This is a genomic window from Methanosarcina sediminis, from assembly GCF_052056915.1.
Classification (GTDB): domain Archaea; phylum Halobacteriota; class Methanosarcinia; order Methanosarcinales; family Methanosarcinaceae; genus MTP4.
Genome location: NZ_CP195119.1, coordinates 4030172 through 4050867 on the forward strand (window position 1 = coordinate 4030172; position 20696 = coordinate 4050867).

The 20696-nt window shown below is 47.9% G+C and carries 20 protein-coding genes; 12 read left to right on the forward strand and 8 right to left on the reverse strand.

Features of this window, described 5'->3' with window-relative positions; all coding sequences use genetic code 11:
• Positions 1–28 precede the first annotated feature (28 nt).
• From ACSAZK_RS17620 to ACSAZK_RS17630, 3 genes are all read right to left on the reverse strand, one after another.
• Positions 29–499, reverse strand: coding sequence for a hypothetical protein (locus ACSAZK_RS17620; RefSeq protein ID WP_440955316.1), 471 nt, complete (start codon positions 497–499; stop codon positions 29–31).
• Between the two features lie 47 nt (positions 500–546).
• Entirely contained in the window at positions 547–1008 is a 462-nt protein-coding gene (locus tag ACSAZK_RS17625) for a hypothetical protein (RefSeq protein WP_440955317.1), read from the reverse strand.
• Positions 1009–1413: 405 nt separating this feature from the next.
• A complete protein-coding gene (locus ACSAZK_RS17630; RefSeq protein WP_440955318.1) occupies positions 1414–1923 on the reverse strand; it encodes a hypothetical protein in 510 nt (169 codons plus the stop codon).
• 655 nt (positions 1924–2578) lie between these two features.
• Between ACSAZK_RS17630 and ACSAZK_RS17635 the strand changes: the two genes are divergently transcribed.
• A complete protein-coding gene (locus ACSAZK_RS17635) occupies positions 2579–3505 on the forward strand; it encodes a DUF7847 domain-containing protein (RefSeq protein ID WP_440955319.1) in 927 nt (308 codons plus the stop codon).
• A gap of 191 nt (positions 3506–3696) precedes the next feature.
• Here the strand turns inward: ACSAZK_RS17635 and ACSAZK_RS17640 are convergent, their stop codons facing one another.
• Complete coding sequence (locus tag ACSAZK_RS17640; protein ID WP_440955320.1) at positions 3697–4605, reverse strand: TIGR00269 family protein; 909 nt, start codon at positions 4603–4605, stop codon at positions 3697–3699.
• Between the two features lie 398 nt (positions 4606–5003).
• Between ACSAZK_RS17640 and ACSAZK_RS17645 the strand changes: the two genes are divergently transcribed.
• From ACSAZK_RS17645 to ACSAZK_RS17660, 4 genes are all read left to right on the forward strand, one after another.
• Complete coding sequence (locus ACSAZK_RS17645; RefSeq protein WP_440955321.1) at positions 5004–5774, forward strand: pirin family protein; 771 nt, start codon at positions 5004–5006, stop codon at positions 5772–5774.
• Between the two features lie 256 nt (positions 5775–6030).
• On the forward strand, positions 6031–6198 hold the full coding sequence (locus ACSAZK_RS17650; protein ID WP_440955322.1) for a hypothetical protein: 168 nt from the start codon (positions 6031–6033) through the stop codon (positions 6196–6198).
• A gap of 588 nt (positions 6199–6786) precedes the next feature.
• Positions 6787–6924: a hypothetical protein gene (locus tag ACSAZK_RS17655; protein WP_440955323.1), complete on the forward strand. Its 138-nt coding sequence runs from the start codon at positions 6787–6789 to the stop codon at positions 6922–6924.
• 62 nt (positions 6925–6986) lie between these two features.
• Complete coding sequence (locus ACSAZK_RS17660; RefSeq protein WP_440955324.1) at positions 6987–8417, forward strand: tripartite tricarboxylate transporter permease; 1431 nt, start codon at positions 6987–6989, stop codon at positions 8415–8417.
• A gap of 153 nt (positions 8418–8570) precedes the next feature.
• Here the strand turns inward: ACSAZK_RS17660 and ACSAZK_RS17665 are convergent, their stop codons facing one another.
• Positions 8571–9269 (reverse strand): DUF169 domain-containing protein, encoded by a 699-nt coding sequence (locus tag ACSAZK_RS17665; protein WP_440957058.1) that lies wholly within the window; start codon positions 9267–9269, stop codon positions 8571–8573.
• Between the two features lie 491 nt (positions 9270–9760).
• On the opposite strand from ACSAZK_RS17665, the gene ACSAZK_RS17670 reads away from it, so the two are divergent.
• The 3 genes from ACSAZK_RS17670 to ACSAZK_RS17680 all read left to right on the forward strand — a co-directional run bounded on the left by ACSAZK_RS17670 (position 9761) and on the right by ACSAZK_RS17680 (position 12672).
• A complete protein-coding gene (locus ACSAZK_RS17670) occupies positions 9761–10261 on the forward strand; it encodes a PASTA domain-containing protein (RefSeq protein ID WP_440955325.1) in 501 nt (166 codons plus the stop codon).
• 195 nt (positions 10262–10456) lie between these two features.
• Entirely contained in the window at positions 10457–11674 is a 1218-nt protein-coding gene (locus ACSAZK_RS17675) for a tetratricopeptide repeat protein (RefSeq protein ID WP_440955326.1), read from the forward strand.
• A gap of 395 nt (positions 11675–12069) precedes the next feature.
• Positions 12070–12672, forward strand: a complete 603-nt coding sequence (locus tag ACSAZK_RS17680) for a tetratricopeptide repeat protein (RefSeq protein ID WP_440955327.1) — start codon at positions 12070–12072, stop codon at positions 12670–12672.
• 195 nt (positions 12673–12867) lie between these two features.
• Here the strand turns inward: ACSAZK_RS17680 and ACSAZK_RS17685 are convergent, their stop codons facing one another.
• The 3 genes from ACSAZK_RS17685 to ACSAZK_RS17695 form a co-directional block, all read right to left on the reverse strand.
• Positions 12868–13695, reverse strand: coding sequence for a nucleotide-binding protein (locus ACSAZK_RS17685; RefSeq protein WP_440957059.1), 828 nt, complete (start codon positions 13693–13695; stop codon positions 12868–12870).
• Positions 13696–13928: 233 nt separating this feature from the next.
• Positions 13929–15443, reverse strand: a complete 1515-nt coding sequence (locus ACSAZK_RS17690) for an asparagine synthetase B family protein (RefSeq protein WP_440957060.1) — start codon at positions 15441–15443, stop codon at positions 13929–13931.
• Positions 15444–16311: 868 nt separating this feature from the next.
• Entirely contained in the window at positions 16312–16536 is a 225-nt protein-coding gene (locus ACSAZK_RS17695) for a hypothetical protein (RefSeq protein WP_440955328.1), read from the reverse strand.
• Positions 16537–17041: 505 nt separating this feature from the next.
• Between ACSAZK_RS17695 and purS the strand changes: the two genes are divergently transcribed.
• The 4 genes from purS to ACSAZK_RS17715 all read left to right on the forward strand — a co-directional run bounded on the left by purS (position 17042) and on the right by ACSAZK_RS17715 (position 20482).
• Complete coding sequence (purS, locus tag ACSAZK_RS17700; protein ID WP_048178502.1) at positions 17042–17293, forward strand: phosphoribosylformylglycinamidine synthase subunit PurS; 252 nt, start codon at positions 17042–17044, stop codon at positions 17291–17293.
• 91 nt (positions 17294–17384) lie between these two features.
• Positions 17385–18083, forward strand: coding sequence for a phosphoribosylformylglycinamidine synthase I (purQ, locus tag ACSAZK_RS17705; protein WP_440955329.1), 699 nt, complete (start codon positions 17385–17387; stop codon positions 18081–18083).
• Between the two features lie 253 nt (positions 18084–18336).
• Positions 18337–19389, forward strand: coding sequence for a right-handed parallel beta-helix repeat-containing protein (locus ACSAZK_RS17710; RefSeq protein ID WP_440955330.1), 1053 nt, complete (start codon positions 18337–18339; stop codon positions 19387–19389).
• Between the two features lie 250 nt (positions 19390–19639).
• Positions 19640–20482 (forward strand): MBL fold metallo-hydrolase, encoded by an 843-nt coding sequence (locus tag ACSAZK_RS17715; protein ID WP_440955331.1) that lies wholly within the window; start codon positions 19640–19642, stop codon positions 20480–20482.
• Positions 20483–20696: the final 214 nt, after the last annotated feature.

A 20696-nucleotide genomic window follows, 5' to 3' on the forward strand; every position in this document is an offset into this window, starting at 1 on the left:
TACACCGGGCTTCCTTCTTAACTTCCGCTCATTTTCGTTCCCTGAGGGCATCTTCTATTTCAAAGGGCACTTTTCTTCTTTTCAGCTCCTTCTTTATCTCCTCGATAAAAACGCCCGACCCTTCCACATGCGTGTGATGAAAATCCTCGACCCTTCCGGGCTCGCCGCCGACGCTGGTCACTTCCACGCCGCAGGAGGGGCTTTTCGGGACGCCGAGGATTTTGATTTTTGTGCCGTTTGCTGCGAAGTCTTCGAGGAGGTCGGCGTAGTGCCTGAAGATTTCCCGGCAAAAGCGCCTGTAGGCGGGGTGGTCGAGCTGGTCTTTGGTGATTTCCCTCCGCCTTATGCCGAAGAACATGGACTCGGGACAGGGGAGCTGGATGACGTTCATGCCTGTGACGTCAAGGGGCTGTACGGGCTTTACGCCTTTGATCCTTGCGGGGGGGTTTAAGAGGCAGTGGCCGAGGACGAGGATTTCTTCCTGGCTTCCCCTCTTCAACCCAACAAAACCAGCGTATCCAGCACTGAGTTACAGATACTGAGCATTCACTTGTTTTCTGATCTCGTCACAAATTCTTCCGGCTCCTCTTTTGGTCTGGTCGACCTCCCTAATACATAGCCGGCGATTGCTGCAAGAATAGCTCCGATAGTCTCGCTGCTTAAAACCTCATCTGGCATTAAGGCCAACACTAATACGATTCCAACTATTAAAATCACAGTAAGGTATTCAAGAGTACGACCTCTGCAGACCATCTTTTCAGACCAGGAGGTTGGATGAGACAGATAATTTACAGTTACAAACGTGAGTAGGGATAAAACTAGGATTTCTATCAATATAAATCCCAATTTAATTGTTCCTAAGTCACCAGACTCATCTGGGATATAGTATATTGCAAGATTTCCTCCGATTGATATAACCGACATGACTAAGAAAAAAACAGTTAGGCCTCGCTTTTTTAGCGCCATCTCATTTGCGCTCAAGTCCTCATTTTGCTTATCATAAGACATGTTTCCCCCACTGAAGTTCATTCGGATTTTAAAATTACACTCGATTTTATATAATTGTCTATATAATAATTGGTCTCAAAGGAATATTTACTTTTTGAAGCAAGGTTTCTAACCTATTTTCAGCATTCTTTGCTTAAGATAATCAAAAGAGTAATTTGGTTTAACCATTTTCATCTGAAAAATCAAACTCTTTGAAAAATATATATCTGCCATTCCATCACTTCTTCAGGTGAAAAGGACGGTCAGACTTCTACTTTATTGCCTGCAAATTTTCATGGAAAAGCCGGTCAGCAAGCTGACCGGTGAGAGTCCGGGGTTCTGAAAGCCATTCGAAACCCGGTTATCCTGGCTGGACTAAAAAATAGATCGTTCTTTTCTACACCGGGCTCTCTTCTTAACTTCTCCTCACTTTTTTCCCCGGTGGGCGTCTTCTATTTCAAATTCCACTTTTCTTCTTTTCAGCTCTTTCTTTATCTCCTCGATAAAAACGCCCGACCCTTCCACATGCGTATGATGAAAATCCTGAACCCTTCCCGGCTCTCCGCCGACGCTGGTTATTTCCACGCCGCAGGAAGGGCTTTTCGGGACTCCGAGGATCCTGATTTTTGCGCCGTTTACTGCGAAGTCTTCGAGGAGGTCGGCGTAGTGCCTGAAGATTTCCCGGCAAAAGCGCCTGTAGGCGGGGTGGTCGAGCTGGTCTTTGGTGATTTCCCTCCGCCTCACGCCGAAGAACATGGATTCGGGGCAGGGGAGCTGGATGACGTTCATGCCTGTGACGTCAAGGGGCTGCACGGGCTTTACTCCTTTGATCCTTGCGGGGGGGTTTAAGAGGCAGTGGCCGAGGACCAGGATTTCTTCGGGGGCGGAGGGGGTTTCGAGGGTTGGAGTTTCGTTATAGGTTTCCAGGTTTTTCATTTTTTCACGCTCGGTGGTTTTTTAGGGGTATTTCGGGATATTTCGGGGCATTTCTGGATATTTTGGGATATTCCGGGATGTCAATTTCTTTGTTGAAAGGGTTGTCAGGTTGAAATAATTTGCCTGATTTGTGCTGAAGTTCTTTTTTGGGTGTTTATGGGTTTTTGTTTTTTGGGGGTTTATGTGGTTGGATTGGGCTCGCGGTTGTTTGGGGAGTTCACGCAGGTGATCCGAGACTGGCTAAAAATAAAAAATAAGATTTGAAAATTGGCAGCTTTATAGCATCAATTGATCGGTTTTGTTTTAATCCCTAACCTGCGCCACTATTTCAGGTTTAATCGGATCAGAACAAGAGAATATATATTTACCCTCTGCATATTATCAGAAAATAATGCAAGTGGTTCTGCAGTCTATCTCAAATTCTGCATCCGGTCAGGTGCAGTATTCTCTGTTGCAGGATGCTGCTTTCGTCCGACAGCTGTCTCGGTCAGGTCCTCTTTACGGATTTTGCTGAGGCGTCGGGATTTTCAAGCTCTCTTGCACTTTAAAGTCATCCTGCACTTTAAAGTCATCTTGCACTTTAATCCATCTTGCACTTTCAAGTATCTTGCAATTTACTATTCAAAGTCAGCTTTTAATCAGAAGGTCCTGTCACATGCCTGAAGACATAGGAACAATAATCAACAAAGGATTCAAAACGTGGGTTCGAAATCTTAAAATAAGCATCCCATTTGTACTTAATTCGATCGTGGGAGGAATAATTTCTTTCTTTTTCTTTGCCCTGATAGGTCTCCTGCTCCTGGGTCCCGAATTTGAAAGCGGGGTTGACCCTACCCTTCTTCCGCCAGAACAGCTTTTCAGTATTATGGGGGCTTCGGTTCTTGAAAATATAGGTATGGTGCTGCTGCTGGGGCTCATCTTTTACCTGCTGGTCACTTTCGTGCAGGCATTCTTTACGGCAGGGGCGATCGGGATGGCAAAGAAGGCTGCCGAGACCGGGGATACCGGGCTTTCGGACATGGTCAGTGCGGGGAAGATAAACGCTTTCAGGCTCTTTCTGGTTTCGGTGCTGATAGCCCTCCTGGCCCTTGTGGGAATCGTATTTGTTGTTCCCGGAGCCCTGGCTGTGGGAGACCTGAGCCTTTTCCTGGACAACCCTGAGGCTTCGCTAAGGGGAGCAGGGCTGTTTTCCCTTGGCATCCTGGTCTGGGTGCTCTATCTCCTCATCCTCAATCTCAGCCTCTCCCTGGTTGGGTATGCGCTGGTGGTGGACGAGCTCGATCCTATTGAGGCTATCAGTATGGGGCTTCGGGTCTTCATGGGCAACAAGCTTGACGTCATCATCCTCTGGGTGCTTTCCCTTTCCCTCTCTTTCGTGGCCAGTTATGCCCAGGAGTTCATAGGTTCTGACAGCGGTTTCGTTTTAATCCTGACAACCCTCTTTTCGCTCATAGTCATCGCCCCGCTTACGGCTGTCTGGTGGACGCGCCTCTACCTCACCAAAACCTGCAGAAACCTTTACGACCACACCGAACTGCTCTGCGACCCCAATGAGTTCATGAACAACAACCGGGGGTTCTGATCCGCATTTGTAGGGGTTCCGAACAGCTTCGGATGTAAAATTAGAGAATTGGAAAATTAGAGAATCAAAAAAATCAGGAAATAAGAAGAAAAGAAATTCAGGGAAAAGGCTTCAGGACCGAATCCCCACAACCCCACCCCCATTTTTTATTTCTTTCTTAAATCCTTCCTTAAATCCTTTTTTAAACCCTTTCAGGCTCTGCCGAGCAGTTTGCAGGCCTGGCAGACGTCTTCGGTGCAGGTTTCTCCGCAGATCCGGCATTTTTCTATCTTGGCGGGAGGGAGTTCTTTTGCAAGGGCTCCGACCAGTTTGTCAAAGCCGCGGAGCAGGGAGTGCCTGGTCCCTGGGTGTTTTGCCTCGAAATCGTTTAGCATTTCCCGGATTTCTTTTCTCATGGCTTCTCCCACGTAGGGGCATTCGCTGAAGTCCACGGGCAGGTCGTTTACCAGGGCGTAGAGGGCTACTTCCTTTTCAGGGATGTTCCTGAGGGGTTTTGCCCGGAGCACCAGCCCTTCCACGGCAGCCGGGGGAGCGAGCCTGACCATGCGCTCCATATCTCCTCTGAAGTGGTTCAGGAGGATGGTCTGGGCTTCGTCGTCCAGGTTGTGCCCGGTGACAAGCTTTGTTGCCCCGATATCCAGGGCTACCCTGTTCAGGATGTTTTTCCGGAGCACCCCGCAGTAGGAACAGGCCCCTTTTTCCCTTTCCTGCAGGGCGATCTCGTCCATGGTGGTCCCGTGCTCTTCTTTGAAGGACTTGATGATATGGCGCACCCCTAGCTGTTCGGTCAGCTCCTTTGCGGCTTCCAGGGACTGAGGGCGGTAGCCGTCGATTCCCTCGTCCACGGAGATTGCCACAAGCTCGATGTCGGGCCTTTCCCCGAGGATCTTGTGCATGATGTAGAGGGCCGCCGAACTGTCCTTTCCGCCGCTCAGGGCCACGGCGATCACGTCATTTTTCCGGATGCTGTAGCTTTTCCGGATGGTAAGCTTTATCTTCCGCTCAACGTCCTCCACAAAATGCTTCTTGCAGAGGTGCATCCCGGAATATTTCTGAAAAATGATTGCTTCACTGTTGCATTTCTTGCATTTGATAGTCATGCGAAATCCTTTTTTCTTCCGGGTCCCCGGTATGGATGTGAAAAACGGGAAAACGTGTTAAGAAGTCCGTATTGAATAATCCGTTTTGATGGGTTTTCCGGTACTGAGATTTTTCTTTATGATCGATATTTTACTAGGAAAAGAACCGATTCTATATATGGCTTATTATGTTCTATTCCTCATCCGTATTCTCTTTACTTCATCCTATGGCTTATTATGTTCTCTTTACTTCATCCTATGGCTTATTCTGTTCTCTTCACTTCATCCTATGGCTTATTCTGTTCTTTTCACTTCATCTTTATTCACTTCATCTTGCAAATGTTCTTCAAGTATTGGGGCAATCTTATAGTATTGAAGGAGTAGCGTCAATTTTGTAAGCAATTAACAGGGGGCTTTTTATGCTAAAGATAATTCCGGCAGAAATGAGGCATTTTACGGACTTTGGCTGGTTGAAAAGTTACTGGCTATTTTCTTTTTCAAACTATTATGACCCGGACAATATCAGGTTCGGAGACCTCCGGGTGTTCAATGACGATACGGTGAAACCGGGCAGGGGTTTTCCGACTCACCAGCATTCCGAGATGGAAATCGTGACGATCGTGCTCGAAGGGGAGATTACCCATGAGGACAGCAGGGGCAATTCAACGGTCCTCGAGGAGGGGGAGGTGCAGTGCATCTCCGCAGGTCACGGGATCGAACATTCGGAGTTCAACCTGGGGGGCAAGCCCCTGCACTTCTACCAGATCTGGATCTATCCTGCCCGGAGCCTCCCGGAGCCGGCATACTCCCAGAAAAAGTTCGAGGCTTCTGAATGGAAAAACCGGTTTTTGCCCCTGGTTTCGGGGCAGGGACTTCCGGACGTCATGCCGATGAACGCCGATGCGACAGTTTACAGGGCAGGGCTCGAACCGGGAAAAACCCTCCATTATGAGACCAGCGAGTGCCGCCGTGTTTTCATCTACCTTGGTTCGGGAGAACTCCTCATCAACGGGCAGAGGATCAGACAGGGAGACCAGGCCCGTGCAGACCTGGCAAAGACCCTCCACATCGAGGCAGTCAGTCCCGGAGAAGAGCCTGCGGATTTTGTCCTGATTGATGTCCCCTCCTGCAAGGGCTGGGGACTTGAAGAAAAAACGCTTCTGGGTGGGAGAAAGAGCGTAAGAAAATAAGAGTGAAACAGTGATTGGAATAGTGATTGGTGCCATGGTGGGTAGAATTAGGCAGAGTATAAGGTAGACGGGAGTAAGAATTGCAGAGTATAAGGTAGACCTGGGGTGAGAATTGCAGAGTATAAGGTAGACCTGGGGTGAGGGTTGTAGAAGAGTAAAATGGAGTGGAGTAGAAGTGAGAGGGAAAAAAGTTTGAGAGAGGGTTGTCTCACTTCTACCACGGGTTTTGACGATTTTCGGATCGGAGAGCAAGGATATGGCAAACCTCATCTTCTCCGGTTTCCGCCTTGAGTCCATCTGGCTTTGGGGGGCAAGGAATGGCACACCTCGCCAGCCCCTCATCAGGGACTTAATCGCCTATGGAGGTAAGGGGTTGAGGAATGGCGAACCTCAATATTCCCTTATTTTGCTGTTTTTCAGCTAAATGCTCTCATGAACCCCTTCAATAATAGCATTTAGAACTGCATTTAATACTTTATCTATAAGATATAAAACATAAATGGAATTGATTTTTCTTTTTCCTTGATGTGATAAATCGCATTCAAAATTTTCGAGTCACTGATCTGATCAGGAAACTTAAATTGTTTGCTGTTACAAATATTATTATTTATATATGTGGGGCTGAAAGGCATCGGGTTTGGAAAATCTTTCTGAACACATCGAAAACTTTTTATACACAAAAAATTCCCTAAACCCTCCGGATTTCCGGTTTTATTCAAATTTACTTAACTTGCCAGAATCATTCCAGTGCCTGTCTTTTTCTGTCACCCGATATGCATTTTTTTGTCACAGCGTCAAGTATAATTTATTCAAGTATCACTTCACAATGTCATAAATAACTATATATATAGAAAAAAACTTGAATATGTTTGGCGCATGTTCAGGCAAACTGCTTTTCAGCCGGGTCCTGCTCCTCCCTATAAGGCGGAGTTGCGGCAGCCGGGGACTTAATTTCAGGGCCGCAGGGCTAAGGTTGAACTGATACCGCAGCAACGGGGTGCCGCGCGAATGATTGACGCAACGGTCTAACATTTACATGGGGGACCAGCAGGCAGGCCTTAAGAGGTTGCAGGCTAGCAGGCAGGCTTCAAGGGGGTACAGCTTTGCAGGCAGGACCTTAAGGGACATAGCTTTGCAGGCAGGACCTTAAGGGACATAGCTTTGCAGGCAGGACCTTAAGGAGTTACAGGCTTGATCGGGGGTATAAACTAAATGCCGGAAATTTCTTTTGCTTTACTTTTTATCGCTGTTTTCGGGGGCTACCTGCTCGGGATCTTTTCGGGACTTCTCCCGGGGGTTCACACGAATAACTTCGCCCTTGCTCTTGTAGCCTTTGCACCCTTCCTGGCAGACAAGGGCATTCCTCCCTTTTACATCGTAGTCATTGTCCTTTCGAATGCCATCTCCCATACTTTCCACGATATCATCCCCTCCGTCTTCCTGGGAGCTCCCGACGGGGACACAGCCCTTGCCGTCCTCCCGGGACACAGGCTGCTCCTCGAAGGCGCAGGGGCGGAAGCGGTCAGGCTCTCAGCCCTGGGAAGTGCGGGTTCTGTAGCCGCTTCCCTCCTCTTCGTGCTGCCCCTCTCCTTATTTTTCAAAGCCGCATACCCTTTCCTGGAAGAATACATGGCCTGGGTCCTGCTCTCGGTTGTGTTCATAATGCTCGCCGGGGAAAAAGGGGAGCAGGTGCCAGAGCAGGGACTCTTTGCAAAATACAGGTACAAAATCTCAGCCCTCTTTCTGTTTTTGATCACAGGTTTCCTGGGGCTCTTTGCCTTTGCCCGGGAAGGCCTCCTTTCCCCGGTCATCAATTTCGGGACAGCAACCGTACTCCTGCCCCTCCTCAGCGGGCTTTTCGGATCTTCCCAGCTGGTCATAAGCCTGTTTACGGGTTCGGAAATTCCCGAGGAGTCCACTTCAGGGTTGAAGCTTTCCCAAAAGAGGATTATGAGGGGGATTTTTACGGGCAGCGCCGCAGGTTCCCTGGTCGCCTGGCTGCCGGGGGTCTCTTCCTCCATTGCGGCTCTTCTGGCACGGCTCTTCGTAAAAGAGGATTTCGACCGGAAAGATCTTGAGCGGAAAAATCCGGGCCTGGAAGGTCCGGGTCCGGAAGGCGTTAAAAAAGCTGCAGAAACCGGAAAAAGCGGGACATCTCTCTTCCGGGACCCCGAAGCCGACCCCGAGCTCCTTGAAAGTTCAAAGGAATTTATCGTCTCGGTCTCCGGGGTAAACACTTCGAATGCGATTTTCGGGCTGGTGGCCTTCCTGGTCATAGGAAAGACCCGGAGCGGGGCAATGGCGGCAGTAAGTGAAATCCTGGGTGTGGGAGCTTTCGACCTTCCGACCGTACTCCTCTGTTTTTTTGCAGTTCTCCTGGCTTCCCTCTTTTCCTACTTTTCCACGGTTTACATAGGAAACAACGCCCATCGGGTGCTCCGGAAACTCGATTATTCGAAACTCTGTGCAGGCGTCCTCTTCGGGCTTGCCGTTATGGTCTTGCTCTTTACAGGCCCCTTCGGGTTCTTCCTCTTCCTTATCTCCACCCCGATCGGGATGCTCCCCTCTTTCATGAAAGTCAGGAAATCCCATGCCATGGGGGTTATTTTGCTGCCGGTGATCCTGTATTTCCTGGGGTACTAAGACTTCCGGGGTGCTAAAGCTTTCGGGGTACTAAAGCTTGCGGGGCGCTAAAGTCCGGAATTTGTGTTTCAGGATTTTGCTGCCGGCCTATGAGATTTTTTTAACCATGGACTGTTTTACGGCATTTTGTGTGAAAGAATTATACGGGGCTGATTATTTCGGCCCCGGGCCTTCCCCGACAACCGCTCTCAACCCCTCAACCAGGTCTTTGAGCAGGTTTGCAGGGAGGCCCACGGTCAGTTCGGAGTCCTCTATATTCGTGTACCTCCGACTCCCGCTGCAGCCCACGGTGATTCCCATCTTGCCGGTAAGATAGGGTTCGGCAACGGCATCGGAGCAGATGCTCTGTTTGCCCGCAAACTCGGCTTCAACCCTGCCCCCTTCGTTATAAAGGATTGCCTGGGTCAGGAGCATCATCTGCTTCGGAGAGCAGATAATCACCACCACGTCCGGCACGAAACTTGCGCTTTCCAGGGGTGCGTAAATTGTCCCTACCATGGACTCCGCTTCGAGCATCGGAATTCCCTCTATTGTCTTTTGGGCGGCTTCCAGGGTCCTGAAATGTTTCAGTTTTTCGTAGTAAAAATCCCCGCTGGCAAGTTTCGGGGGCATGTGCCCGAGGCCCAGGGCAGCAGCGCCTCCTTTGCAGGTCTGGTCGTCCAGCAGGGCATAGAATTCTTCTCCGGAACTTCGCACCCGGTCGACCATCTGGCAGTGCTTCATTCCCCCTTCGGTCCTTTTGATCCCCTCGGGGATTTTCCCGTCTTTCGGGACTAGCCCCACCGCAACAGGAGAGGTCTCAAGTTTCAGCAGTTTGATTATCTCTTTTCCGTATCCGTTTATTTCCTCGATTTGTTCAGGACTTGCAGCTTCCGTATTGTAACCCCCTTGTGAAAATGACTGGAATTTGGAATTTGAGTGGCGTCATGGTGGAATTTGAGTGGCGTCATGGTGCCTTCTCCTATAGCGCTCTGTCCTGATCAAATAAAAAGAAATCAGAAGCAATGGTTCTTTTTTATTTCCTTCTTTACCCGGGCTATTAGTTGGATTCGTTGGATTCGTTGAGTTCATAGGGCTAGTTGGATTCTTTGGGTTCGTTGAGTTCATAGGGCTAGTTGGATTCTTTGGGTTCGTTGGGTTCTTTTGGCTTCAGGGGGGTGTTCTGACTGGTGCATAAAAATATAAAACTTAAAATGGGTTGGATGATAAGGAAGTATAGCGGATAAAATCAAAAGGGTTGAATAAAAAGCCGAATTATTGAATAAAACTAATAGTTTGATAAAAGGCTCAACCGGAATGTATCAAAATCTGAATGTACCTAAAATAGAGGGGTTCGTAAGAATATGAAGGCGCAGCTGGAAAAGCGTTTGAAGGAACTCAGGAACGAATACGAGTCCGGGCAAAAGGTTCTGGGCGACATTGAAACAGCTCTTGCTGAACTTGAAGCCCGGAAGGAGAACCTGAATGAGACTCTCCTTCGGATCAGTGGTGCGATCGAGTTGCTGGAAGAAGTCCTGGGGGTGGAAAGTGAAGTCAGCACTCCGGTGGATTCTGGGTTCGTGGGAACTGATCCTGGAAACAGCGTTGAAGTTCCAAACGTTGTAAGGAAACCTCTTGACCAGGCCCGGGAAATGCTGGAAGATGCCGGGTTGACCGTGGGGGAAGTTACCGAAAAGAGCATTTTTGTAACAGGAGTCCTGTTCGGGGACGTGATCCAGCAAGACCCTAAATGGGAAACGAAAGTGAAATCCGGTTCAGCCGTGAATCTTGTTATAGCGACAAAGGGAAGATTCAAACCCGATTTGAGTAAGGACTCCAAACTATGTCCTTTCAGCAAGCACTGATAATCACTAAAATGTAATGAATGATGTTGAAAGGCACTGAAAGGGACTGAATGAGACTGAACAGAACTGGGCAGCTCTTAAAATATCTTTCAATTGCCTTTTTTACCTGAACTTAATTTGTTGTTTTCAAATACGTTTTATCCGGAAAATAAGGGAAATTATTTCCGAATAATCCGGAAAGAGAGGAAGTGAACCATGAACGATGGAAAGGGGACAGGAACGGGGGCAGCAGCAGGCAAAGCCGGTTCAAAATCAGAAAGGTATCTGGAAGACCTCAGGGAACACTGTGCAGCTGCATTTGGAACCTTCAGGGAGCTGAACATTCCTGCAGGTTCCCGGAATACCTGTGAAGCAGTCCGCAAATTCTGTACCGAATTCAGGCAAATCTCAGGGGTATTCTGGGTTAGGAATAATAAAAAGCAGCGGAAAGAAATTAGGTATGTACTTTCGATCGCGGAAGAATCCCCTTTCAACCTGAAAGCGCTTCCCTGGCTTGATTCTTTTTTTCAGGAGTTTCTGGACAGGAAAAATAAATCTGTCGACGAGGCTTCCGGAGAACCTGTGCCGGATATCTGCAGCTATGAGGCTTCCACTGGCATTTTTACGTTTAACGGCAAAGAATACGGGCTTGTGCCCCTTTTCCGGGCGGTCAGGGACCTTTACGCTTCCCTCCCGCTTTACGGGGAGCTGAAAACCTGCTCTGAAATCCTTCAAGAAGACCCGGAAAATGCCACTGCCCTTTTCCAGAAAGCCGTGCTGCTTGACAGAGCCGGAAGGTTTGAAGCTGCCCTGCAGCTAACAGGGGAAGTGCTGGAAATCGTTCCTGACGACTACAAGGTCTGGTATAACAGGGGAGTAATCCTCGGGAAGCTGGGCAGGCTGGAAGAAGCGCTAGAGGCTTATGACCTGGCAATCAAACTCGAACCGGCTTTTGAGATAGCCTGGGACAACAAAGGAGTTATCCTGACGAGACTTGGCAGGTACGAGGAAGCCCTGGAGACCTATGGCCGGATCCTCGGGAGGAACCCGGAATATGCCGAAGCCTGGGCAGGGAAAGGCTCGGTTCTTTTAACTCTCGGGCGGAAAGAAGAAGCCCTGGAAGCCTATACCTCGGCTCTTGAAATCAGGCCGGACTACCTGGAAGCCCTTGCGTGCAAAGGTACCCTTCTCTCCGGGCTCGGGCGTTTCGAGGAAGCTCTGGATGTATACGACCTTGCTCTCGAATCCGTACCTGCCGAGCCCGGGCTCTGGTACAACAGGGGGCTGGTCCTCTCCGAAATGCACAGGTACGGGGAAGCCCTTCAAAGTTACAATAAGGCCCTGGAAATCAAACCGGGTTTTCTTCCTGCTCAGGAAGCCAAACTCAAAGCTCTTTCCGAAATCAGCCGGGAAAAAAGAAAAGCTCAGGAATGAATTTTTGTAAGTATTTCCGGGCAGCATTTCGAGACCAGGGTTTTGTGCTCGAATTTTCCCACTCCTCCGGGAATCTTAGACCTGCGGCCTGTGCACCAAAGGTCGTTACACATAAGGATTGCTCTGCCTCAGGTCGTTAACCCTGAGGTTACTGCACCTGCAGGTTGGTCTTCATTTACGCTGTTCCGGGAATCTGCCTCAATATTCCGGTTTTCAAACTATGCTATTATAAGACATGACCTATATAATTAAATATTATCAGAATCGGGAATGTATAAACCTCAGGAAACACGAGTTAAAGCCTCTATTCATATTCCAGGAATAGTATGAAAATGGAAAATGAATTTTACGGGGGTCCCGATAGAACCCAATTCGGGGAACATGAGGGTTGCACAATGACAGAAGATAATTCAATGGATGAACAGGACCGGATTGAACAAAGCCGGACAAATGAGACAGGGAAAGCTGCCTCGAAGGGGAAATCCGAGATCGGATCCAGGGTAATGAGTCCCCCCCAACTGTTAAAAAAGGCAGGAGAAGCCAATGATTACGACGAAAAGCTCAGGCTCTATGATGAAGCCCTGAAATTAGACCCTGCCTGTACCGATGCCCTGCTCCAGAAAGGTTTTTCTCTGGACAGAATGGGGAAATCCGAAGAAGCCCTGGACTGCTACAACAGGGCACTTGAGATCGATCCTGATAATATGGGAATCTGGTGCCTCATGGGGTTTGCCTTCAACAATTTAGGGAAGTTCGAGAAAGCGGTAGAATGCTACGACAAGGTTCTTAAAATCAACCCCAGGGACGTTTTTGCCTGGTATCAGAAAGGCATTTCTTTCGAAGCTATGGGAAAGTTAGAAGATGCGGTTGAGTGTTACGACAAGGCTCTCGAAATCGATCCGACTGATGCCCTTATAAGGGAGAAAAAGCTGAAACTCCTGGCCATCCTTTACAGTGAAGGAGGAATGGAGGATTCTCCTGATAAGTATTTTAATTGAATTCCGACTGAATCTCAACTGAATCTCAACTGAATCTCAACTGAATCGCACCCAAATTATCTTCGGTCAGGGTTGAGTTCCGTCAGGGTTGAGTTCTGTCTAATTCAGCTTGAAACAGGTTAAAAAGCAGGATAAAAAAGCAGGGTAAAAAAGCAGGGTAAAAAAGCAGGACCGGAATCTTCCGGTCTTTTCACTTCACTTCTTTTTTTCCTTCTCCTTCTCTTTCTTTTCTTTTGCTTTTTCGGCCCGGATTTCTTCAACGATTACCGTCAGCTTTTCTTTGATCTTGCCGATGGCTTCCACGGCTTCGCCGCCTACTTCAATGGGGGCTTGCTTTTCCAGGTCGGCATGCATGAGCTGGGTGTCAAAGGGGATTTCCCCGAGGACCGGAATGCCGAGCTTATCGAGCATTTCAATAACTTTTTCGGATCCGCCTTTGTTTATAACGGCGAAGAGGTTAGTTACCCCTATTTCAGAGGAGAGCTTCTTGATCCTCTCTGCGGTTTCCAGGGACCTGGCCCCGGGTTCCACAACCACGATCATAAGGTCCATGCCCCGGGTTGTGCCTCTTCCCAGGTGCTCGATTCCGGCTTCCATGTCCAGGATCACGGCGCTCTTATCCCTGAGCATCAGGTGGCGCAGGAGAGCCCGCAGGAAAGCTGAAGCCGGGCACATACACCCGCTGCCTCCGCGGTCCACCGTGCCCATGACGAGCATCCTGACCCCGTCAGGTCCGATGACCCCGTACTTGCCGGCGATATCATCCACTTTCGGGTTGTAGATAAAAGCTCCTCCCTCTTCCCCGGCCCGTTCCTGGATCAGGTCCTTGTACTCTGCCAGGGGTCTCGGAGGGGTCTCGACTCCAAGTGAGGACGCCAGGTTCATGTCCGGGTCCGCGTCTATTGCCAGCACTTCGTATCCGTCCCTCGCAAGCATTCTTGCCAGGGTACCCGAAAAAGTTGTCTTTCCAACGCCGCCTTTTCCAGTAATTGCTATTTTTATAAGGAATTCCCCCTGAAATATTGATTATAAATTTAATGTGATAATTCTCTTAGCAGGGATATAACTATTAAACTGTTTATACTTATTGATTTGCTTCCGCTTTTTTCCAGACCGCTTGAAAAATTAAAATTGTTTCGGTATTCCGGTCCCTGGGCTGCAACTCTCGTTTTTTTTCTGCAGTTTAAACTCCGGTTAAGTTATAGTTAAGCTCGAAAATCGGTTAAGCTCGAAAATCGGTTAAGCTCGAAAATCGGTTAGAACTTGAAACCCTTTTCCCTGGCAACCGTGACCAGGTATTTTTCTATGTGCTGCCCTTCTTTTTTCGGAAAACCCGCATCCCTGGCGAGCTTATCCAGGACTTTCTGGACTCCGGTCCCGTATTGCATAGCTTTCTTTTCCTTCCGGAGAAGTTCGGGAGGTAGGAGCCCTTCAGCCGCTTTTCTCAGGACGTGTTTCCTGCTGTATCCTCCGTCCGTTTTCAGGACCTTCAGTTCAGGACGGATTGCAAGCCCCACTTTTATCACTTCCCTGTCCAGGAAAGGTACCCGCAGTTCCACGGCGTTTGCCATGGTGACCATGTCGTCCCTTTCGAGGTTGATCGTGGAAATGTTTTCAAGGTCGGAAATAATTTCCCGGTCAAGCACATCCGCACCTTCTTCAAGGAAAGCCTCATGCCGCCTGTATCCGCCAAAAAGTTCGTCGGCTCCCTGTCCCGTAAGGAGCACCTTTTCCCCGTTTTCCCGCGCAATTTTCGAGACTATGTAGAGCGGGAGCCCGATGGAAATTTTCATGGGGTCTGTGGATTCGGTTGCGTAAATTACCTGCGGGACGGCAGCTTCGATTTCCTCAGGCGAAAGGAGATGGGTTATAAGGGTGTCTTCCAGTCCCAGGGTTTCTGCCGCGTACTCTGCCTGTCCTATATCATGGGAACCCGGAAGCCCCACCGCATAGAGTGGAAGGTCCGGCTTTCTTTCCCTTGCCAGGGCAGCTACAAGGGCACTGTCAATGCCACCGGAAAACGCAATTCCCGAATGGGGGGCTAGGCGGAGTCCCACCGCTTTTTCAAGAGTTTCCCTGAGGCTGTAAACAGCTTCCTTTTCTTCGGAAATCCGCCTTTCGGGGGGCCGGATTTTCAGGGAACTCTCATCGGTTCCCACGTTTTCTGTATTGATACTCAGGACAAGCCCCGGGGGAAAAGGTTTGAACCCTGAATATTTTCCATCGGTCCCAGAAGCCAGGGCATAGAGTGCCTTTTTTTCGGACGCAAAGGCAATTTCAGGTCTCCTCGTGTTCCCGGTGTTCTCGTTGCTTTCACGGTTCTCCATATTGTTCCTGAAGCAGTAAAAAAGGGGCTTTACCCCGACAGGGTCCCTTGCAAGAACCAGCTCGTTTCCGCAGGCGTATGCCAGGGCAAAGTCCCCGTTTACGCGGGAAAGGACGGAATAAACGGCTTCAATGGGAGTCTTTCTCTCTCCTATCCGGGCTTCTATCATTGAAAAAAGCAGTTCCGTGTCGGAATCGGTCCGGATCCCCTCTTCGGATGCCAGTTCCCGGAAATTAAACGCCTCCCCGTTAAGCACAAAGGCTCCTCTTCCAACCAGGGGCTGGGGCATATCCCCTGTAATTTTTAGCAGTGTGTTCCCGATGCTGACCTTTTCTGCAGCATGGATTCCGCAGGCATCAGGTCCCCTGTGCCCGAGGATTTCAAGCATTTTTCTTACTCCGGACCTGCTATCCGTGATTCCTGTAGCGCCGGCAATTCCGCACATTGTTTGCACCTTTATGGGGATCAGTTTTTTGAGGATCAGTTTTTTGAGGATCAGTTTTTTCAGGTTCCTTTTTTGAGGATCTGTTTTTAGGAACAGGATCTTATGAGGGTGCAATAAACTCTAATTCCATATTTATTACTTTGCTTCAAATGAGCTTACGGAATATGATATATAACTTACATTTTTCGTCAGAGGAATAATCTTTAAGGGGCAACCGTGTTCCTGGCATTTACTTATCCAATAAACCTTTTTTGATCCGCTTTTCAGGTACCGACACTCTCACCGGTCAGCTTGCTGACCGGCTTTTTCAACATTGAAAATTGAGTTTAAGTGCAGTAACGTTTTGTATTTGAAGATAAATCACAGCACAGTTCAATTTTGCATTAAAATACCAATCATGGAAATCATGGCACAGTTCAATTTTGCATTAAAATACCAATCATAGTAATCATGGCACCGTACAATTTTGAATTTAAATTACAACCACGACAAAGTATAATTTTGAATTAAATCTCCTCTTTTCTACTCATGAACTTTATGAAAAAGCCGCTCGTGCAGGCACGAGCGGTGGGTGATCGGGGTTTCGCGAAGCTATGAATTTACGGAGGTTTCGGTTTTCTCCCCCAAACTTCCTTACCTGAAGTAAAATCTTTTGATCAGCGGAAAAGAGGAAATTTGAATTTGAATTTGAATTTGGATGATAAGCAGAAAAGAGGAATTTTGGACTTGAATTGCATGCGGGTTACTTTTCGGAACTTTCCGGAGGGCATATGAACTATAAAAAAAGATTCCGTTTTTATTCCTTTAATTTTGGTATATTTTTGATTCCTTTTATCGGGCTGTGAAACCAAATCCTGCCTCGACTTCTTTAACCCGGGGACTTTTCCCGAACCACCTCTACAGCATAGGCGGGGTCGCTCGCCAGGGCTGCGAAGGGGTTCCTCGCGCTTTTCTCGTCCCCGAGCCAGATAGAATTTGCACAGTACTGGCAGCAGCAGCGAGTAGTGTACAGGTTGTTTTCTGGCCTGTACTTCCGGCAGCAATTACTGCCCCGCAGGACGCCGTGTTTGCAAAGCACGAGTTGCCTGGTCAAATGCAAATCCTATTCCCAGCTTTCCTTTTCACCTGAGTCCAGTATATCACCCCATTTATATATATGGGCTATATACTCTTAAAACTTTCTATTTCTGTACATTCCTTTTATAAGAACTCTGACTTGAACCCCCAGGGCAGGAGGAGCAGGTTAAAAAACTTTGGAGCTGAACCCTCGGGTAAAGGAAGCTTTTTATCTCTGCCCTCCAATATACGCAACGTTTTTAAGCAACGTATATTTATTATGGTGCAACCGGTAATTGCTTACCTATAAATTACCTGCAGAAGCTCATCACTTTCAAATGATCCTCGCATCACAGAGATTATCCAATAACGATCCTTAAATGACGATCTCGAAATAATGATCATTAAATAAAGGATCATTAAATATCTCAAAATAACGATCTTTAAATAAAAATCTTCAAATAACTAATAATCCAGTAAAAGATCATTAATAAAAAATCACATAGATCATAAAATAACTCAGAAGATTGAGGCTTACAAAAATGCAGTACCAGGCAACAGTGACCATTGAACAGAAGGCAGGCATGCTTGACCCCGAAGGCACAACCATCAAAAGAGCACTCGACCACCTTGGCTATGCAGCCGAGAGCGTGAAGACCGCAAAGCTGTACACAATCGTGCTCGAAGCCGAATCTGCCGAAGCTGCGGAGCAGAAGGTCGATGAGATGTGCCAGAAGCTCATCGCAAACCCCATCGTCCAGAACTACAGGATCGAGCTCGAAGAGCTGAACTGAGCAGGTCACGGATAGTACAAAAGAAGTGCTTAAAGGATCCAAATGCTGAGAAGGCTTTGAAAAGGCTGAAAGTAAGATTTGAGGGAAAAAGATGAAAATTGCCATTGTTCAGTTCGGAGGCACTAACTGCGACCTGGACGTCCTGCACGTCCTGAAAGAGGTCATCGGTGTGGATGCCGAGACTGTCTGGTACAAGGAAGAAAACCTGAGCGATTTTGACGGGGTTGTGGTCCCTGGCGGTTTTTCTTACGGGGATTACCTGAGGGCGGGAGCCATTGCCGGCCGTACCCCTATTATGGATTCCGTAAAAAAACTGGCAGCTGAAGGAAAACCCGTGCTCGGGATCTGCAACGGCTTCCAGGTACTCACCGAAGCCGGGCTTTTGAAAGGAGCCCTTACCACCAACGAATATCCCAAGTTCAGGTGCCACGGGTCCTATCTCAGGGTCGAGACCGCGGACACTCCCTTTACCTCGAAGTTCAGGAAGGGGGAGGTCGTCAGGATGCCGATTGCCCACATGGAAGGCCAGTTCTACGCCGAAGAAGCCACCCTTGCAGACCTTGACGACAACGAAAGGGTCGTATTCCGCTATGCTGATGAAGCAGGAAAGGTAACGGACGAGGTCAACCCCAACGGCTCCCTTGAAAACATCGCAGGGATCGTGAATGAGAGCAGAAATGTCCTCGGACTCATGCCCCACCCCGAAAGGGCATCCGAAGCCGTGCTCGGCTCCGATGACGGACGCAAGATCTTCGAGTCTATGGCTGACTACATAACCGAAAAATTCTGAAATTAACTTTTTTTCATTTTTCGTATTTTCTTTTCTTATTTTTTTCTTTTCTTATTTTTTAGGGCAACAGGTTGCTGTAAGATCTTTTTTCTTTTCAGGATCTTTTCTATTTTCAGAGTGTCTTTAATTCAGATCCATTTATCCGAAATTTTGATTCAAAATCTATATTATGATCTAATATAATTATAAAATATATAATTATTTTTAGCGGAGCATAAAGTTTTTTACATGAACTCGTCGGGGGAATTTAATTATGAAAATCATTAAATTGCTGTTGAACCTTTTTGTGATCCTATTTTTCCTGGGAAGTGCTGCAGCCCCGGGGGCTGGAGCAACGCTTACCGTAGATGACAGCGGCGATGCAAATTATACAACAATTCAGGAAGCTATTGACAACGCAGAAGATGGAGATACAATTCTCGTTTATCCCGGAATATATGCCGAAAACGTGGAAGTTTACAAAGAGCTGAGTATAGTTTCAGAATCCGGGGAATCTGAAAATACGTTTATCATATCCAATAGTCCTGAAGCTGATGTACTCTATGTGGTTGCTGACAATGTAACCATTGAAGGTTTTTCCGTGCTGGGTGTACTGAGCGAAACCGGCAGTATCTCCGATGCGGACTGGCCCGATGTCCTGGCAGGAGTTTTCATTGACGGGGCTGAAGGTTGCAGGGTGTCCAACAGTACCATTATAGGAAATGATGTAGGTATATTCCTTCGGGAAGCCAACGGCGCTGTCCTGTACAGCAATGTTTTGACCCTCAACTACTGGGACGGAATTGACCTGATAGATTCAAGCGGCTGTGTGCTGTCAGACAATGTTGTTGCAAGAAATGAAAGGGGTATTTATGTCGAAGGTTCGGTTGACAATGTTCTCCTGAACAATATCATATCTACCATTACCTATGAAGCTCTCACTTTGCTGGAATGCAGCAACAGTACGCTTGAAAACAACATAATAACCGGGAGTGAACTCGGAGTCTATTTCGAGCGTTCCGTAAGTAACATAATGAGCAATAGCACGGTAGAATGGAATTACGAGGGGATTTTCCTGAGCAATTCTACTGAAAACCTTTTCTACGGGAACGAGTTTGCAAATGAAATCAATGCCGTGGATTACGGAACAAATTCCTGGAACACTACAGTGGGCAACTCCTGGAGCGACTACGCAGGTGAAGACTCGGATGGAGACGGAATAGGGGATACCCCTTACGTCATCAACGAAAGCACGGAAAGTATCGATTACCTGCCAATAACGGGATTGCCCGTATCGGATCTTTTGCCTGGAAACAATTTAACGTGAAATCCTGTAGCAGATGCTTTGCCGGCGGAAATTGGGACCGGAAGGAGCAGCTAACCAGCTCTTTCCGGGCTCCGTCCTTGGAAACATTTTCTGCACCAGGCTGAAAAACGAACTAAGCGGATAGCTAAGTAACCGGGTAATTCACCAACTGGCTAAATATTATTTTGCTGTTTTTACATTTTTTACTTCTTATTTCGTTATGTCAGGTTTAATAGATCAGGTTTTATAGTTCAGTAACAAATATCCGGGTATGAAGCTCACAGTCCTGGTCGACAATAACACCCTGATAGACAGGTACTTCCTGGGTGAACCCGGGCTCTCCTTCCTGATTGAGGATTCCGGTTTGAAGGTCCTTTTCGATGTGGGCTACTCAGACATTTTTATTACGAACGCCCGGAAAATGGGCATCAACCTGCTGGACATAGATTACCTTGTTTTGTCCCACGGGCACCTGGACCATACCTGGGGGCTTGACCCGCTGGTCAGGCATTTTACGGAAGCCCGTATAGAAGGCCTTCCCCAGGGGTCTCCGGGCCTTGTTGCACACCCCCTGGCTCTCAGGAGCAAACGGATAGATGGAGTAGGAGAAATCGGAAGCCTTCTTTCCCGTGAAAAACTTAAAGAGCATTTCGAACTCCGGCTTTCTTCCCCTCCTCTCTGGCTGAACGAAAACCTCGTGTTTCTGGGAGAAATTCCCAGAAGATACGGTTTTGAGGGGAGAGATGCCCTCGGGGATGTGCTGAATGCCGAAGGGTACGAGGAACCCGACCTTCTTTTTGACGACACTGCTTTGGCCTGCAAGACCCGAAAAGGCCTGGTGGTCATCACCGGCTGTTCCCATTCCGGCATATGCAACATAATCGAGTATGCAAAAGAAGTTTGCAGGGAAGAAAGAGTTCTTGACGTCATTGGAGGCTTTCACCTGCTGGAACCTCCTGAGATACAGGTACAGGGGACCCTCGAATATCTGCAGAACCTGAAGCCTGAATGCGTTCACGCCTGCCACTGCACGGACCTTTCCTCGAAAATCGAACTTGCAAAAGTTGTCAACTTGAAAGAGGTAGGGGTGGGACTGCAGCTGGAATATGGCTGAACTCTTTAATAAGTCTCAATGATCAGAAACAGTTTTCAGAACATGTACTTCAAAAACGTTATCTCTTTTAAGCTAAGAATTTATAGTATTTATATTAATTTTTTTATAATTTAAAAAATTTGTAGCCGGAACTCTGCTTCTGGTTTGGGGGAATTCAGGACCCGGGGTTTCTGCTAACCGGGTATCTGGAAAACAAAATCGTATTTGGAGGGGT